Consider the following 16,841-nt stretch of genomic DNA (forward strand, 5'->3'; position numbering starts at 1 on the left):
CATTTCATCTGAAATCCGGTGTGGGTGGGGGCGCACCGACTCCCTCCTGTCCGGGAATTCATCTGAAATCCGGTGTGTGACTCGCGACCAGGGTTCGGGCCACTTCGGTTTCGACGCGAACTCGGCGCGAGCGACCCCCGTTCGCGGAGGGAAAGAGCTAAGGAAAAATCATCTGAAAGACGGTGTATGCCTTTGCACGCGGAGGGAACGGGGACGCTCGGCGAGTACGCCGCCGAGCACGGCGCAGTCGCCCACTCCCGCTCCAAGTCTCGCGACGATCCGCTCTCGGTCCTGGACGAGGAAGATCGGATCTTCGCGAACGAGGATCTGCTCCGGATCGACCACGTCCCCGACCAGAACAAGATCGTCGGCCGGAACAACCAGATCGAGACCGTTGCCCGACGGCTCAAGCCGACGATCACCGGCGGAACGGGCAAGGGGACGCTCCTGCTTGGAAAGTCGGGCTCCGGGAAGACGCTGGTCACCCGCTACGTCAGCCGCGAGGTCGTCGGCCGCGGCCTCGAGAACGACGTCCGGATCGGCCGAGCGGTCATCGACTGCGCCCAGCGCCGCTCGGAGGTACAGACGGTCATCCACCTCGCGAAGAGTCTGAACGAACCCGAGAAGACGGGGATCACGATCCCCCACTCCGGGATCGCAACGGGGGCGTACTACGATCGGCTCTGGTCGGTCATCGACGAACTGTACGACGCGATCATCGTCGTCCTGGACGAGATCGATCGGCTCGCCCCGCCCGACGACGTCGAGAACGTCCCGCCCGAGGAGGCCGACGACAGCAAACTCCTCATGCAACTCTCGCGAGCGGGCGAGGAGAACGACGTCGACGCAAGTATTACGGTGATCGGAATCAGCAACGACCTGAAGTACGGAGATCGACTCGACACTCGCGTCGAGAGTTCGTTCTCGCCCGACGAGATCGTCTTCCCGGCCTACGACGCGAACCAGCTCGGGGACATCCTCGAGCGCCGACGCGACGCCTACCGCGAGAACGTGCTGACCGACGACGTCATCCCGCTGTGCTCGGCCTTTTCGGCCCAGGAACACGGTGACGCGCGCCGGGCGATCGATCTCTTCCGGCTCGCGGGCGAGGTCGCCAGGGACAACGACGCCGCCCAGGTCACGGAGAGCCACGTCCGAGTCGCAAACGACGACGCCGAAGTGACCCGGATCCAGGATCTCATCAGGGGGTGTCCCACGCAGGCGAAGATCGCGATCGCGGCGCTTGCGACGATGGACGAGTTCTCCGAGCGCTCGGCGTTCAAGGCTACCGAGATGTACCGCGTCTACCGCGCGTTCGCCGAGGCGATCGACGCCAACGTCCTCGGCAAGAAACGGATCACTGACCAGCTCCGGGAGTACGAAACCTTGAAGATCATCAACATGACCAGGACCAGCGACGGCTACCGCGAGGGCACCTACCTCCAGCTCTCCCTCCTCGACGACTCGAGTCTCCTGCTCCAGACGATCGGTCTCGACGAGCGGTGTGCGAATATCCCGATCGACGGGCGGATGCGCCAGCACATCGTCTCCATAGTGGGATCGTAGCGCCAACCGACTATTTTGTACCACCAATGACCAATATATTTTTCATCTCTGATACAGAATTCACGGGCAATGGAACATGACGGGGTCCGCGCGTCGACGCTCGAGCGGGAGGCGTTCCTGTCGATGAGCGAACGGACGCGCGATATTTCGACCGACGAGGTCTGTATCCTCATCCCGACGCTGAACGAGGCGGCGACGATCGGCGGCGTGATCGACGGTTTCCGTGAACAGGGGTACTCGAACGTCGTCGTCGTCGACGGCGACTCCGATGACGAGACGCGCACTATCGCGCGCGAGCGGGGCGCCCAGGTGTTCACCCAGGCCGGCAACGGGAAGGGCCAGGCCGTCAGGGAAACCCTCGAGTACGTCACGGTCCCGTACGTGTTGATGGTCGACGGCGACGGCACCTACGACCCGGCCGACGCCGAGCGCATGCTCGAGCCGCTCTCGCGGGGGTACGAACACGTCATCGGAAATCGCTTCGCCAACATGGACGACGACGCGATGAGGGCGCTGAACGGGTTCGGAAACAGATTGATCAACCGCTCGTTCCGGCTGATCCACGGCGCCGAGTACGAGGACATCCTCTCGGGGTACCGGGCGTTTACGACCGACTCGTTCGAACGCCTTTCGCTCGACTCGGACGGGTTTACCATCGAGACCGAACTCGCCGTCGAGTGTGTCAAACACGGGATCGATACGACGGTCGTCCCGGTCAGTTACAGCGCTCGGCCGGAGGCCTCGGAGACGAACCTCCACCCGCTCAGGGACGGTGGGACGATCGTGCTGGCACTGTACTCGCTGGCGAAGACGAACAACCCGCTGTTTTACTTCGGGAGCCTCGGCGCGGCGAGCATTGCCTCCGGCGGCGTCGTGGCGATGTACGTCCTCTGGCAGTGGATCCAGTACCAACAGGGCCACGAGATTCTGGCGGTCGTCTCGGCGGCCGCGATTCTGCTCGGCGTGCAGTTGCTCATGTTCGGCGTGCTCTCGGACATGCTCGTAACGCTGCACCGCGAACAGCGCCGCCGGCTCGAACAGATTACGCGGGCCGAACGCGAGCGGGACCGAGACGACGAGTAGCGACCGGAACGACTAGAACGGCAGCATCGACCGAAACTGCTGGACGACGCCGTTTGAGTTCTGTCGGCGGTGTTCCTCGAACGGTTCGTGCAGCGCGTTCAACAGCTGTTGACGCGAGTCGAACCGCTGCTGGTCGGCCTCTGCGAGCATCTCGCCGAGCGGAACGTCGTTCCCGTGAACGTCGTACGAGATCCGCTCGTGACCGAGTTCGGCGTCGACGTCGTCTTTGGTCGCCGGAAACGTTAGCTCCGAGCGCCTGAGGCGCGCGTCGACGGCGGCGATTCCGAAATCGACGCTCTCCGGCTCGTCGTCGTCGTCGTTCGATGGTGGCCTGACTCCCATACGTTGCCAGTAGAACGCCACATATCAAAACCGCTACGGAGACGGTCGGCGATCAGGACGTTTCCGAACGACGTGTGTGGCTCGCCTCTACACCCCGCGCCATCGAGCCGTGGCGGGCCGTGAGAGGCGAGCCGTCGTCTGCCCGTCTCCGAGAAACGAGCCGTCGAGCGGCGACACGTCTTTGGGGACCGCGGCGGAGTATCTCGTATGGTCGAGTACACCACGGTTTCGATCCCGAAGGATCTGGCAGATCGCGTCGACGAAACGATCGAGGGGACGAGCTTCCAGAGCACCAGCGACCTGGTCCGGTTTCTGCTCCGAAGCATCGTCATCCAGCACCAGCGACAGGGCGAACTGACCGAGGCCGAGTTCGAGGAGATCACCGAACAGCTCCGCGGACTGGGCTACCTCGAGTAGCGCCGCAGCTCGTCGGGGCGGGCTCGATCCGCCGGTGCTTAGTCCTGGATGGTCAGTCCCGGAGTTCTCGCTCGGGCGCCCGAGCGTCGAGGATCTCGAGGGGCTGGCGCTCGCCGAACCGATCGAAGGCGCCGAACGACGCCTCGCCGATCTCCCAGGGTGGAACGGCGACGAAGACCACCTGTGCGAGGTCGTCGCGTTTCGTCACCTCGAGCTCACGCACGGGGTGGGAGACGAACTGGCCCTGAGCCTGTCGGGCCGGCGTCGAGAGGTCGACGCCGAACACCGCGTTGACCGCGTTCCCGGGATCGGGCAGAAAGAAGTCCGTAAAGACCGGCGTCTCGGGTGGGAGCCCCTCGGCTCCCTCGAGCTCGCCGGCCGGCGTCACCGAGACCCCGGTCCGGACTCGGTCCGGATCGGCGTCCTCGGCCAACTCGAGCAACACCTCGACTAGGGCGCGGGTGACGTAGACCACGCCGTACTCGTACGGGCCCGCGGCAGTTAGGTGTATCCCATCAGAACGGCAACAGCTTCCGTCCCGTCTTGGCGTACAGTAGCGGGGCTCGCGTTCGGGACTGGGTGAGGGCGGCCTCGAGTGCCGTCGTCGCGTCGGTCAACACGCCAGCGCCGTGGCCGACGAGCACTCGGTCGGGGACGAGATCGCCGAGGGCGTCCCGCGGCGGGATCGCCCGCCGCATCGGGTGGACCCCGAGACGTTCCCCCCTGGCGAGGAAGTAGTCCGCGGTGCCGACCGACTCCGGAACGACGAGCGTTCGTCGGTCGGGATCGTAGAGGGCGACCTCCTGCCAGAACCGGCTGTCGACGACGGTCCGAGCCTTGAACCCCGTGTCGGCGAGTTCGTCGCCAAAGCGAACGACGGGTGCCTCGAGTTCCTCGGAGACGCCGTCGAAGAACGCCGGAAGGTACACCGGGACGTCGTGGCGGTTCGCGACGTCGGCGGCGTCACGTTTGTGTCGGTCCAGCGTAACGACGACGCCGCGGACCTCGCCAAACTCCGCGAGAAGGGCGTCGACCCCCTCGGCGTCGACGGGGTCGATCACCCACACCTCGCCGTCGCACTCGAGGGCGTGGCTGGCCCGCTGCATCTCCTCGTCGGGGTGTGCGATCCAGCCGACGCCGCCGTCGAACCGATCGATCTCCGCGAACTCGGTCGAGCGCTCGTCGACGCGAAATGGCATGGACGGCGGTACGCTCGCTCGCGTCATAAACCTGGACGAAGCCGCTGATTCCGCCGGTTCAATCCAGATCACTCTCCGTCGAGTCGTTTACCGCGTCGACCCCGACGCTGGCGAACTCGCCACGGCGACGCTTCTATGCCCCCGCCCCGAGTAGACGTGCCCATGCTCACCGGGCTCTCCTGGCTCGCTCTCGAGGTCAAGTACCTCGAGCCGGCACGGCGGTTCTACGCGGAGATGCTGTCCCTGCCCGTCCGCGCGGACGGCGAGAACGAGGTCGTCCTGGCTGCGGGCGAAACGGACCTCGTCCTCCGACGACCCGAGGCGGTTCCCCGAGGTGGGCTCCACACCCACTACGCCCTCTCGATCCCCGCCGCGGAGTACGACGAGTGGTGGGACCGCCTGAGCGCCGAGTACGACCTCGAGGAGGCTCAGTTCGGCTCCTCTCGGTCGCTGTATCTGTACGATCCCGACGGGAACTGCGTCGAGCTCGGCCAGCGCGACGTCGCGGGGCCGGGGATCGACGGCCTGTTCGAGGTCGTCCTCGAGGTCGAGTCCCTCGAGCGGGCTCGCGAGTTCTACGAGGCGCTGGGCTTTCGAACGGTCGACCTCGGTTCCGACCGCAAGCGGGTGCGGCTGAACGGCCCGATGGCTCTCGAACTCTGGGAACCCCACCTCGGGATCGCCGACGGCCGCGGCGGCGTCCACGTCGATCTCGGGTTCGAGACCGACGATCCGAAAGCGGCGCTCGAGGCGATCGAGGATCGCGTCGCTCGGGTCGAACGGGAGACGAACGAGGAGATCACGGTTCGTGATCCGGACGGCCACTGGCTGACGTTCCGGTCGAACGGCGTCTCAGACTGAACGACGACGTTCTGCACACGAGAGACGGAGAAGCAGCGCCTCGGCCCGTCACACGGTCTGCCGTACTGGTTTCACGAGTCGATCGGGACGATGGGCGTCGCTCCGGAGCTGAAGGACGGGAGCCAGCCTCAGAGCCGATCGGTGTTGACGTCGATTCCCGGCGGCGTGACGACCAGAAAGCCGCGGAAGTGGATGAGGTTTCCGCCCGACTCCTTGACGTCGCGGGCGAAGCCGGAGGCGAGCTCGTTGACCTCGCCGTCGACGCAGAGAACGAGGACGTTCCCCGTCGAAACCGCCTCGAGCCACTCCGAGGACGGCGTCGTTCCGTCGAGGACGCCGAGGACGATTTCACCGTCGAGCTCGAACTCCTCGTCGATGTGTTCCTCGACGGTCCGCAGGTCGAGGTCGAAATCGCTCATACCGATCCCCTCGGAGCGCGGCGAGAAAAACGTTCGCTTCCGCGGTACACTCTTGACGCAGGCCTCCTAACCGACGCTCATGAGAGAGCTCGACGAGACGGACCTCGAGATCCTCGAGTTACTGGCGACCGACGCCCGGCGGCCGTACAAGGAGATCGCCGATCGGGTCGACCTGACGCCGCCGGCGGTCTCGGATCGGATCTCCCGGCTCGAGAGCCAGGGGATCATCCGGGGGTTTACGATCGACGTCGACCGCGAGCGACTTCACGGCGAGGTCTCGGTGCTGGTCGACCTCGAGCCCGCTCCCGAGGCGGTCGACGAGGTCTACGCGGCCGCAGGCGAGCTCGAGGGCGTCGAGCGCGTCCTGGAGGGAGTGGACGGCCGCGTCCTCGTCCACGCAACGATTGCCGACGGTGACGTCCGCTCGTGGCTCGCTCGCGAGGTCGACCTCGCCTCGCTGTCGGGCTACGACGTCACGCTGCTCAACCGGTCGGCTCGCATCGCCGCGCTCTCGGCGACCGGGTTCGCCCTCGAGTGTGTCGTCTGCGGGAAGCAGGTCACCGGCGACGGTGTGACGGCAACGGTCGACGGCGAGATCAAGACGTTCTGCTGTTCTTCTTGCGAGGATCGATACCTGAGTCGATACGAGTCCCACCGGGACGCCCTCGAGTGAGGGTCCCGACTCTAAGCGATGGGGCGCTCGGATCCAGGTGAAGCTGCAACACGTACGAATCCCCGTCGGTAACGGGTCGGTCCGTCCCGGGAGACTATTCTTCTCCTGATTTGTGTTTCGAAATATACTAACAACTGGACGATAGTCTAAATCCGTTCCGCGTGGTGGTTTCTTACTGACCGACCGTCCACCGGGAAGCGCGCGCCAGCCGAACCACGTTCTTTTCAAGCATGTTTGGGTGGATTGTAGGGGATCGAGCGAGGGATTTCGGAGTCGACTCGCGGATCGAGTAGTATGATAATAGGCTATCTGGTGGATAATAGGTCGTTGATGTCTTGCGGTTTTCTCCTCTCAGCGGAGTTCTGTGAGTACTGACACGTCGTCCCATCACGGGGGCAGCGTCAGGTTTATATACGACGTCGGTCCTCGGATTCGGATACAATGTCTTCACAAGGCAACCCGACCTCTGACACCAGTCAGGGGGGTCGAGTTCTTCCAGGGCACGTTAGATTCCACTGACGAAATCGAGTCAGCACGTGTCTTCGATACGACGCTGCGGGACGGCGAACAGTCGCCCGGCACGTCGTTTTCCTACGACGACAAACGCGAGATCGCCGCCGTTCTGGACGAGATGGGTACCCACGTCATCGAGGCCGGGTTTCCCGTCAACTCCGAGGCCGAGTTCGAGGCGGTCAGGGATATCGCGTCCTCGACGTCGACGACCACCTGCGGGCTGGCCCGCGTCGTCGACGACGACATCGAAGCCGCACTTGATTCCGGCGTCGAGATGGTGCACACGTTCGTCAGCACCAGCGACGTCCAGATCGAGGATTCAATGCACGCGACCCGGGAGGACGTAGTACAGCGCGCCGTCGATTCCGTCGAACGGATTACGGAAGCGGGGGCGACGTGCATGTTCTCCCCGATGGACGCGACCCGGACGGACGAAGCGTTTCTGATCGACGTGATCGAGGCCGTCTCGGAGGCGGGAACGGACTGGATCAACATTCCGGACACCTGCGGCGTCGCCACGCCGAATCGGTTCCGGGTGATGATCGAGAAGGTCTGTGCCCACACGGACGCGCGAGTCGACGTCCACACCCACGACGATTTCGGGCTGGCGACCGCCAACGCTCTGTCGGGGATCGAGGCGGGCGCCGACCAGGCGCAAGTCTCGGTCAACTCGATCGGCGAGCGGGCCGGCAACGCCGCCTACGAGGAGTTCGTGATGGCCGTCGAATCGGTCTACCAGTGCGATACGGGTATCGACACGACCCGTATCATGGAGCTCTCGGAGATCGTCGAGGAGAAGAGTTCGATCGAAACGCCGGGGAACAAGCCCGTCGTCGGCGACAACGCTTTCTCCCACGAGAGCGGCATCCACGCCGCGGGCGTCATCGAGAACTCGGACACCTTCGAACCCGGCGTCATGACCCCCGAAATGGTCGGCGCGACGCGCCGACTGGTCATGGGGAAACACACCGGGACCCACTCGGTCCGCGAACGCCTCGAGGAGCGCGGGTACGTGCCCACCGACGACGAGGTGCGAACGGTAACGCGCCGCGTCAAGGACTATGGCGCCGAGAAGCGCCGCATCACGGTCGAGGACTTAGAGCGGTTCGCCAAGGAGGCTGGCGTCGAGCGCCAGCGAGAGGAGGTGCAGATCTGAGGGATGGCTCCCTCGTTTGCCACCGGCCGGGAGCCCCGGCTATCGCGCCGTCGTTCCCGCCAGCGTTGCCCGGGACGAAACTATTATACTGGTTGCCCCGCCTACCAGTGGAGTAATGACGGATCGCGCTCGACCATCGGTTCGCACTCGCGACACCGGCGGCAGCGCGCTTGCTCGCCTTCGTATTGTAGGGGCCGACTAGCCCCTCACCAACTCCTTCCTCGACCTCGACCCGTATCCGTCGCACCGACCACCGAGCGACCAGCAACTTACCAGATGACACCAGCAAGCGCACCGGACCGCCGAGAGGCGACAGGAGGTAATCGATGAGCGAACGCGCACCACCGGTTACCGCGACCGAGGAACAGCACGACGACCAGGAGACGCAGGAGGAACCGGCGGAGACGACCCCGACCGAAGACGTCGAGCCGGCGACCGACGCCGAGCCGACCCCCGTCACGACGGGCGCCGAATCCGTCGTTCGCGCACTCGAGAACGCGGGCGTTGAGCACGCCTTCGGCGTGCAGGGCGGCGCGATCATGCCCGTCTACGACGCGCTGTACGACTCCGAGATCCACCACGTGACGATGGCCCACGAGCAGGGGGCCTCTCACGCGGCCGACGCCTACGGCATCGTCTCCGGGAAGCCGGGGATCTGCCTGGCGACGTCGGGACCGGGCGCGACGAATCTCGTCACCGGGCTGGCCGACGCCGACATGGATTCGGATCCGGTCGTCGCACTGACCGGCCAGGTGCCGACGGAGTTCGTCGGCAACGACGCCTTCCAGGAGACCGACACCACCGGCGTCACGATGCCGGTCACGAAGACCAACACCTTCTCGAGCGAGCCCGACCGGGTCGGTACGGACGTCAGCGAGGCGTTCGCGCTCGCGAGCGAGGGTCGACCCGGTCCGACGCTGGTCGACCTGCCCAAGGACGTCACGAACGCCGAAACCGACCGCGAACCCGACGAGCCGCAGACGCCCGACACCTACGAGGTCCAGGAACGAGCGGACCCCGAGATCGTCGCGGCCGCAGCCGAACGCGTCGAGAACGCCAGCCGCCCGATCATGCTGCTGGGCGGCGGCGTGATCAAAGGCGACGCCGCCGAGGTCTGTCGCGAGTTCGCGATCGAACACGAGATCCCGGTCGTCACGACGATGCCCGGAACCGGCGCCTTCCCTGAAGACCACGAGCTCGCACTCGAGGGTGCGGGGATGCACGGTACCGGCTACGCCAACATGGCGATCACCCACTGCGATACGATGGTCGCCGTCGGCACCCGGTTCGACGACCGCCTGACGGGCGGTATCGAGACGTTCGCGCCCGACGCCGAGATCATCCACGTCGACATCGATCCTGCGGAGATATCGAAGAACATCCACGCGGACTATCCGCTGATCGGCGACGCCGGCACCGTCGTTTCCCAGCTGGCCGAGGCCGTCGACGAGTCGCCCCAGGCGACGAAGTGGCGGGCGCAGTGCCAGCAGTGGAAGTCCGACTACTCGATGGCCTACGACACGCCGGAAGACGAACCGGTCAAGCCGCAGTTCGTCGTCGAGGCCTTAGACGAGGCCACGAGCGACCGAGCGGTCGTTACGACCGGCGTCGGCCAACATCAGATGTGGGCCTGGCAGTACTGGACCTACACCGAGCCCCGAACCTGGGTCTCGAGCCACGGTCTGGGCGCGATGGGCTACGGCCTCCCGGCGGCGATCGGCGCTCGCTTCGCGGCCGACGACGACCAGGAGGTCGTCTGCGTCGACGGCGACGGCTCGTTCCTGATGACGCTGCAGGGACTGTCGGTCGCCGTCCGCGAGAACCTGGATATCACGGTCGCCGTGCTCAACAACGAGTATATCGGGATGGTCCGGCAGTGGCAGGACGCCTTCTTCGACGGGCGCCACTCCGCCTCGGACTACGGCTGGATGCCCGAGTTCGACACGCTCGCCGAGGCGTTCGGCGCGGAAGGGTTTCGGATCGACGACTACGACGAGGTCGCCGACACGATCGAGGCCGCGCTCGCCTACGACGGCCCCTCCGTGATCGACGTCCACATCGATCCGCAGGCGAACGTCTACCCGATGGTCCCGAGCGGCGGCGACAACGGTCAGTTCGCACTGACGGAGGACCAGCTATGACACGAGAGCAGGGCCTCGACGGACCCGCTCCCGAGGAGCGACCGTCGCCTGCGGGTCGGCGAAACAAACAGGGGATCCGCATCGACCCCGAAGTCGAGGCGAAACACGAACCTCGACGGACCGTCATCTCGGCACTGGTCGAACACGAACCCGGCGTGCTCGCCGAAGCCTCGGGACTGTTCTCGAGGCGGCAGTTCAACATCGAGAGTCTCACCGTGGGCCCGACCGACGACGAGGATCGCGCGCGGATCACCCTCGTCGTCGAGGAGCCCGATCCGGGGATCGACCAGATCAAAAAGCAGCTCCGAAAGCTGATTCCGGTGATCGCCGTGCGCGAACTCGAGCCCGACGCGATGCGCCGCGAGCTCGCCCTGGTGAAGGTCAACGCCGAACGACCCGACCAGGTCGCCGCCGTCGCGGACATGTACGACGCCAAGACCGTCGACTCGAGCCCCGAGACGGCGACGTTCGAGATCACGGGCGCCCGCCAGAAGATCGAAGCCGCGATCGAGACGTTCTCCCAGTTCGGCATCCGCGAGATCGCCCGAACGGGGACGACCGCGCTCGCACGCGGTACCGACGACACCGCAGCACCCGCTCCGGCAGAATCGACCGCCAACGAGGCGAACAACACCCCCTACACCCAACCAGCAGACGATGACTGACGACGAATTCACCACCGAGATCTACTACGAATCGGACGCAGACGAATCGCAGCTCGACGACGTAACCGTCGCCGTCCTCGGCTACGGCAGCCAGGGCCACGCCCACGCGCTGAACCTCCACGACAGCGGGGTCGACGTGGTCGTCGGCCTCCGCGAAGACTCGTCCTCGCGCTCGGCCGTCGAAGCAGACGGACTCGAGGTCGTAACGCCCGTTGAGGCCGCATCGCGCGCACAGATCGTCTCGATGCTGGTCCCCGACACGGTCCAGCCCCACGTCTACGAGCAGATCGAGGACGAACTCGAGGCCGGCGACACCCTCCAGTTCGCCCACGGCTTCAACATCCACTACAACCAGATCCAGCCCGCCGAGGACGTCGACGTGACGATGATCGCGCCGAAGTCCCCGGGCCACCTCGTGCGGCGCAACTACGAGAACGGCGAGGGGACGCCGGGGCTGCTCGCGGTCTATCAGGACGCCACCGGCGACGCGAAAGAGCGCGCGCTCGCGTACTCGAAGGCGATCGGCTGCGCTCGTGCCGGCGTCGTCGAGACGTCGTTCCGCGAGGAGACCGAGACCGACCTCTTCGGCGAACAGGCCGTCCTCTGTGGCGGTATCGCCGAGCTGATCAAGGTCGGCTACGAGACGCTCGTCGACGCGGGCTACAGCAAGGAGATGGCCTACTTCGAGTGTCTCAACGAGATGAAGCTCATCGTCGACCTCATGTACGAGGACGGGCTCGGCGCGATGTGGGATTCGGTTTCGGACACCGCCGAGTACGGCGGTCTCACCCGCGGCGAAGTCGTCATCGACGATCAGGTTCGCGCGAACATGGAGGAGGTACTCGAGGAGGTCCAGAACGGCGAGTTCGCGACCGAGTGGGTCACCGAGAACCAGGCCAACCGCCCTGTCTACACCCAGCTCAACCAGGCCGAGAAGGACCACGAGATCGAGGAGGTCGGCGAGCGCCTCCGCGCGCTGTTCGCCTGGCAGGAAGAACAGGAGTCGGAAACCGAGGACGAGCGAGAGAAACTGCAAGCGGATTAGAATGAAACGAACGAACGACACCGAATCGGACGACGACTCGATGCGTGCGGTCAGCCACACCAACCCCTACACCGGCGAGACGGCCGGACGGCTGTTCAGCCGCGGTCCGACCGTCGTGGCCGACGGCGGCCGGCGGAACGGAGCCGGCGACGAGAATCCAGCCGCGACGGATCCGTCGGCAGACGACACGATGAAGCGAGTCGATCACACGCCGCCAGAGGGCGCCGACGACGCGAACGACGTCTTCGAGCGGGGCAACGAACACGGCCGCGACGACGAGCGGGGAGCAACCGACGTATGAGCGAGGGCACGCTGTACGACAAGGTCTGGGACCGCCACAAGGTGACCACCCTACCGACCGGACAGGATCAGTTGTTCGTCGGCCTCCACCTCATCCACGAGGTCACCAGCCCGCAGGCCTTCGGCATGCTCCGCGAGCGGGACCTCGAGGTCGCCTATCCCGAATTAACGCACGCGACGGTCGATCACATCATCCCGACAGCAGATCAGTCCCGTCCCTACGACGAGGACGCCGCCGAGGAGATGATGAGCGAGCTCGAGGAGAACGTCCGCGAGGCAGGAATCGAGTTCTCGGACCCCAACAGCGGGGACCAGGGGATCGTCCACGTCGTCGGTCCGGAGCAGGGCCTGACCCAGCCCGGGAAGACGATCGTCTGTGGCGACTCCCACACCTCGACCCACGGCGCCTTCGGCGCGCTCGCCTTCGGTATCGGCACCAGCCAGATCCGGGACGTGCTCGCGACGGGCACCCTGGCCTTCGAGAAGCAGAAGGTGCGAAAGATCGAAGTCGAGGGTGAACTCGGCGACGGCGTCGAAGCCAAGGACGTCATCCTCGAGATCATCCGCCGACTGGGTACCGAGGGCGGCGTCGGCTACGTCTACGAGTACGCCGGCTCCGCGATCGAGGACCTGGGGATGGAAGGCCGGATGTCGATCTGTAACATGTCGATCGAGGGCGGCGCCCGCGCGGGCTACGTCAACCCCGACGAGACCACCTACGAGTGGCTCGAGGAGACCGACTACTTCCAGGAGAACCCGGAGAAGTTCGAGGAACTCAAACCGTACTGGGAGTCGATTCGATCGGACGACGACGCCGAATACGATGACGTCGTAACGATCGACGCCGACGAGCTCGAGCCCGTCGTCACCTGGGGGACGACCCCGGGTCAGGGGATCGGGATCACCGAGCCGATTCCGGAACCGGAGTCGCTGCCGGCCGACAAGCAAGACACCGCACGACGCGCACAGGAACACATGCGCGTCGAGCCCGGCGAGACGATGGAGGGGTACAATATCGACGTCGCCTTCCTGGGCTCCTGTACCAACGCCCGCCTGCCCGACCTGCGTCGCGCGGCCCGGATCGTCGAGGGTCGAGAGGTCCACGACGACGTCCGCGCGCTCGTCGTCCCCGGTAGCCAGCGCGTCCAGAAGACCGCCGAGGAGGAGGGCCTGAAGGAGATCTTCGAGGAAGCCGGCTTCGAGTGGCGCAACGCCGGCTGCTCGATGTGTCTGGGCATGAACGAAGACCAGCTCGAGGGCGACGAGGCCTGTGCCTCCTCCTCGAACCGGAACTTCGTCGGTCGCCAAGGCAGCAAGGACGGCCGGACCGTCCTGATGAACCCGCGGATGGTCGCCGCGGCGGCGATCACCGGGGAAGTAACCGATGTCCGTGAGCTGCCGGAAGCGGAGGTGACCGCCCAATGAGCGGCACGGACGACGTGGAGATCCCCGAGGTGGACTACGTCTCGGGCTCCGGCGTTCCGATCCGCGGCAACGACATCGACACCGACCAGATCATCCCGGCGCGCTTTATGAAGGTCGTCACCTTCGACGGGCTGGGCGAGTTCGCGTTCTTCGACCTCCGGTTCGACGAGGACGACGATCAGAAGGACCATCCGTTCAACGAGGAGCGGTTCCAGGATTCGTCCGTGATGGTGGTCAACTCGAACTTCGGCTGCGGCTCCTCGCGCGAACACGCTCCCCAGGCGCTGATGCGCTGGGGAATCGACGCGATCATCGGCGAGAGCTTCGCCGAAATCTTCGCGGGCAACTGTCTCGCGCTCGGCATCCCGACCGTGACGGCCGACAACGAGACGATCCAGGCGCTTCAGGACTGGGTCGACGAGAATCCCGACGGCGAACTCGAGATCGACGTCGAGACCGAGACGGTCTCCTACGGTAGTGAGACGATCGACGTCACCGTCGACGACGCCCAGCGCAAGGCCCTGGTCGACGGGGTCTGGGACACGACGGCGCTGATGAAGTCCAACGCGGGTGCGGTTCGGGACACCGCCCGCGAACTGCCGTACGTCGAGTCCGAAGCGATCCCCGAGGCCGAGTAGGCCTCTTTTTCCGTTGGTTCCTCGACCGAGTAGCGGTAGCTAACGGCCGATCATATTTAGTATATTGAATTTCTATATTACACTAATGTCTCCGGGATCGGGAGCCGACCGTCTCGCGACCCGGCCGAGAGTCGTCCTTCTCGCGCTCGTGCTGGTCGTCGGACTGGTTCCGGGAGCGGCGGTCGGGTCGATCGGCGTCCCCGCCGGGCCGATGGCCGGGATCGACGATCCGACAGCTGGGGTCGACGACGCGACGGCCGCCGAGACCCCGATCGATCCCGCACTCGAGGATGCCGAAGGCGAGGTCACCGTCCTCGTCCACCTCGAGTCGCCCCCGGCTGAGGGTGGTGAGGAGCCCGCGGACCGACGGACACAAGCCGAGGCGAGCCACGACCGGTTCGACCGGGGGGCCGCCTCGGACGACGCCGTCACCGTCGAACGGGAGTTCTGGCTCACCACGGCCGTCCTCGCGACGGTCGACACCGATCGGATGGATCTCGAGACGCTCGCCCAGGCTGATGGTGTCTCCGCGGTCAGCGCGGACGAAGCGGTTTCCGGATCGTCCGATCGAGTGGTCGACGACGCCGACGCGGACGCCGACGCGGACGTCGACGGAGAGGCGTCCGAGTCGGACGGCCCCTCGGCCGGGCTCGAGCAGCTGAACGTTCCCGAGGCGTGGGATACCTACCGGACGGAAGGAGAGGGAACGTCCGTCGCGGTTCTCGACTCGGGCGTCGACGGCGACCCCCCGGACCTCGACGTCGCCGAGTGGCGCGACTTCGGCGACGACCCCTCGGACGAGCCGATCGCCTACGACGATCACGGCACCCACGTCTCGGGCGTCGTCGCCGGAGGCAACGAGAGCGGCACGCAGATCGGCGTCGCTCCCGAGGCCGATCTCTACCACGGCGCCGTGATGACCCACTGCGAGGGTGAGGATTGCGTCGGCTACCAGCGCGACATCATCGCGGGTCTCGAGTGGGCCGTCGAGGCGGACGCGGACGTCATCGTGTTGAGTCTGGGGATCGAGGGATACAATCCGGGGCTGCTCGAGGCGATCGAGAACGCGAACGAAGCCGGAACGCCGGTCGTCAGCTCGGCCGGCAACCAGGGTGCGGGAACCTCGACGTCGCCGGGCAACCTCCACGCGACGACCAGCGTCGGTGCGGTCGACGAGACGGATACCGTCCCGGAGTTCTCGAGCAGCGAGAGGATCGAGACGGCCGAGACGTGGGGTTCTGACGCGCCGGAGCACTGGCCCGGCTCGTACGAGGTTCCGACCCTCGTCGCGCCCGGCGTCGACGTAACGAGTACGGCTCCTGGCGGCGGGTACACGACCAAAAGCGGCACCAGCATGGCCGCGCCCGCGGCCGGCGGGGCGGCCGCGCTCGTCCAGTCGGCGACGGCGACGACGCTCGACGCGACGGAACTCGAGACCGCGCTGACAGAGACCGCGGTCGGCGGCGACGGCCAGCACAACGGCCACGGGGTCATCGACGTTCCGGCGGCGATCGAGCGGGCCGGCTCGTACTCGACGATCGAGGGGACGGCCACCGATACGGTCACGGACGCCCCCCTCGAGGAGACGACGGTTACGGCTGCCGCCGACGGTGATCGCCACGAGACGACGACCGACTCTGAGGGCGCGTTCGAGTTCGAGGGCCTCGAGGCCGACCGGGAGTACGAGGTCGTCGCCGAGGGCTCCGGCTACGAGCCGACGTCGGAGACGGCGACACCGCCGGCCGACGGATCGGCGACCGTCGATCTCTCGCTCGCCGGTAGCGGGACGATCGACGTCGACCTCGCGGACGAGCAGTTCGAAACGCCGGTGGACGGGGGGACGGTCGCAGCGACGGGACCGACCGGTTCGTATCCGGGTGAGCGAACGGACGACGGGAGCTACCGGATCGACGCCGTTCCCGGAGACGAGGAGTACGCCCTCGAGGTAGACGCGCCCGGACGCCTTGCGGACGAGCGGACGGTCGCCGTCGACGGTTCGGAAACCCGACCGGAGTCGTTCGACATGCGGGGCGATTCGACCCTCGAGGTCGCGGTCGAGACCGGGGACGGAGACCCGGTCGAGAACGCGTCCGTCGTCGTCGAGGTTGAGTCGGGCGAGACGCTCGAACCGGACGAGCGCACGGCTGCGGACGGCACGCTCGAGGTCGCGGTTCCCGGAACCGGCCAGGAGTACACGGTGACGGCCTCCGGGTCGGCTCTCGAGTCGACCACCGCTGAAACGGGGGCAATCGACGAGGGAACGACCGAGACTGTCGTCGTCGCGCCTACCGAGGGCAGTTCGGGCGGACCGGCCCCGATCGTTCTCGCCGCGGCCGGAGTGGTCGTCGCGGTCGGCGTCGCGCGGCTGGCGCGGTCCTGATTCGGATTCCGCCTCGCA

General features: G+C 66.1%; 17 protein-coding genes. 13 read left to right on the forward strand and 4 right to left on the reverse strand.

Going from position 1 to position 16,841, the window contains the following annotated elements:
• Nucleotides 1–186: 186 nt before the first annotated feature.
• Both QA600_RS06105 and aglJ read left to right on the forward strand, forming a co-directional pair.
• Complete coding sequence (locus QA600_RS06105) at nucleotides 187–1,566, forward strand: AAA family ATPase (RefSeq protein WP_278291075.1); 1,380 nt, start codon at nucleotides 187–189, stop codon at nucleotides 1,564–1,566.
• Nucleotides 1,567–1,635: 69 nt separating this feature from the next.
• Nucleotides 1,636–2,649, forward strand: coding sequence for an S-layer glycoprotein N-glycosyltransferase AglJ (gene aglJ / locus QA600_RS06110; RefSeq protein WP_278291076.1), 1,014 nt, complete (start codon nucleotides 1,636–1,638; stop codon nucleotides 2,647–2,649).
• 12 nt (nucleotides 2,650–2,661) lie between these two features.
• Here aglJ and QA600_RS06115 read toward each other — a convergent pair whose 3' ends face one another.
• Nucleotides 2,662–2,991, reverse strand: a complete 330-nt coding sequence (locus QA600_RS06115) for a hypothetical protein (RefSeq protein WP_005559902.1) — start codon at nucleotides 2,989–2,991, stop codon at nucleotides 2,662–2,664.
• A gap of 207 nt (nucleotides 2,992–3,198) precedes the next feature.
• On the opposite strand from QA600_RS06115, the gene QA600_RS06120 reads away from it, so the two are divergent.
• Nucleotides 3,199–3,408 carry a ribbon-helix-helix domain-containing protein gene (locus QA600_RS06120; RefSeq protein WP_005559900.1) on the forward strand — a complete coding sequence of 70 codons (210 nt, stop codon included), beginning with the start codon at nucleotides 3,199–3,201 and terminating at the stop codon, nucleotides 3,406–3,408.
• Nucleotides 3,409–3,460: 52 nt separating this feature from the next.
• Here the strand turns inward: QA600_RS06120 and QA600_RS06125 are convergent, their stop codons facing one another.
• On the reverse strand, nucleotides 3,461–3,883 hold the full coding sequence (locus QA600_RS06125) for a hypothetical protein (protein WP_278291077.1): 423 nt from the start codon (nucleotides 3,881–3,883) through the stop codon (nucleotides 3,461–3,463).
• 40 nt (nucleotides 3,884–3,923) lie between these two features.
• Nucleotides 3,924–4,607, reverse strand: a complete 684-nt coding sequence (locus QA600_RS06130) for a hypothetical protein (RefSeq protein ID WP_278291078.1) — start codon at nucleotides 4,605–4,607, stop codon at nucleotides 3,924–3,926.
• 162 nt (nucleotides 4,608–4,769) lie between these two features.
• On the opposite strand from QA600_RS06130, the gene QA600_RS06135 reads away from it, so the two are divergent.
• A complete protein-coding gene (locus QA600_RS06135) occupies nucleotides 4,770–5,468 on the forward strand; it encodes a VOC family protein (protein WP_278291079.1) in 699 nt (232 codons plus the stop codon).
• Nucleotides 5,469–5,596: 128 nt separating this feature from the next.
• On the opposite strand, the gene QA600_RS06140 is transcribed toward QA600_RS06135, so the two are convergent.
• Nucleotides 5,597–5,887 carry a DUF5779 family protein gene (locus QA600_RS06140; protein WP_005559894.1) on the reverse strand — a complete coding sequence of 97 codons (291 nt, stop codon included), beginning with the start codon at nucleotides 5,885–5,887 and terminating at the stop codon, nucleotides 5,597–5,599.
• A 79-nt stretch (nucleotides 5,888–5,966) separates the two neighbouring features.
• Here QA600_RS06140 and QA600_RS06145 point away from each other — a divergent pair, with 79 nt between their 5' ends.
• From QA600_RS06145 to QA600_RS06185, 9 genes are all read left to right on the forward strand, one after another.
• Nucleotides 5,967–6,560 carry a winged helix-turn-helix transcriptional regulator gene (locus tag QA600_RS06145; protein ID WP_278291080.1) on the forward strand — a complete coding sequence of 198 codons (594 nt, stop codon included), beginning with the start codon at nucleotides 5,967–5,969 and terminating at the stop codon, nucleotides 6,558–6,560.
• Nucleotides 6,561–7,026: 466 nt separating this feature from the next.
• The gene (locus tag QA600_RS06150; RefSeq protein ID WP_278291232.1) at nucleotides 7,027–8,229 is read left to right on the forward strand and encodes a 2-isopropylmalate synthase; all 1,203 of its coding nucleotides are present in this window, start codon (nucleotides 7,027–7,029) and stop codon (nucleotides 8,227–8,229) included.
• Nucleotides 8,230–8,555: 326 nt separating this feature from the next.
• Nucleotides 8,556–10,370, forward strand: coding sequence for a biosynthetic-type acetolactate synthase large subunit (gene ilvB / locus QA600_RS06155; protein WP_278291081.1), 1,815 nt, complete (start codon nucleotides 8,556–8,558; stop codon nucleotides 10,368–10,370).
• Nucleotides 10,367–11,035 carry an acetolactate synthase small subunit gene (ilvN, locus tag QA600_RS06160; protein ID WP_278291082.1) on the forward strand — a complete coding sequence of 223 codons (669 nt, stop codon included), beginning with the start codon at nucleotides 10,367–10,369 and terminating at the stop codon, nucleotides 11,033–11,035. Before ilvB ends, ilvN begins: the two co-directional genes overlap by 4 nt.
• Nucleotides 11,028–12,080 (forward strand): ketol-acid reductoisomerase, encoded by a 1,053-nt coding sequence (ilvC, locus tag QA600_RS06165; RefSeq protein WP_278291083.1) that lies wholly within the window; start codon nucleotides 11,028–11,030, stop codon nucleotides 12,078–12,080. Before ilvN ends, ilvC begins: the two co-directional genes overlap by 8 nt.
• Nucleotide 12,081: 1 nt before the next feature.
• On the forward strand, nucleotides 12,082–12,381 hold the full coding sequence (locus QA600_RS06170) for a hypothetical protein (RefSeq protein WP_278291084.1): 300 nt from the start codon (nucleotides 12,082–12,084) through the stop codon (nucleotides 12,379–12,381).
• Nucleotides 12,378–13,805, forward strand: coding sequence for a 3-isopropylmalate dehydratase large subunit (gene leuC, locus QA600_RS06175; RefSeq protein WP_278291085.1), 1,428 nt, complete (start codon nucleotides 12,378–12,380; stop codon nucleotides 13,803–13,805). Before QA600_RS06170 ends, leuC begins: the two co-directional genes overlap by 4 nt.
• Complete coding sequence (gene leuD / locus QA600_RS06180; protein ID WP_278291086.1) at nucleotides 13,802–14,443, forward strand: 3-isopropylmalate dehydratase small subunit; 642 nt, start codon at nucleotides 13,802–13,804, stop codon at nucleotides 14,441–14,443. The genes leuC and leuD overlap by 4 nt, the downstream gene beginning before the upstream one ends.
• An 85-nt stretch (nucleotides 14,444–14,528) precedes the next feature.
• Nucleotides 14,529–16,823: a S8 family serine peptidase gene (locus QA600_RS06185; protein ID WP_278291087.1), complete on the forward strand. Its 2,295-nt coding sequence runs from the start codon at nucleotides 14,529–14,531 to the stop codon at nucleotides 16,821–16,823.
• Nucleotides 16,824–16,841: the final 18 nt, after the last annotated feature.

The organism is Natronococcus sp. A-GB1 (assembly GCF_029688845.1).
Taxonomy (GTDB): Archaea; Halobacteriota; Halobacteria; order Halobacteriales; family Natrialbaceae; genus Natronococcus.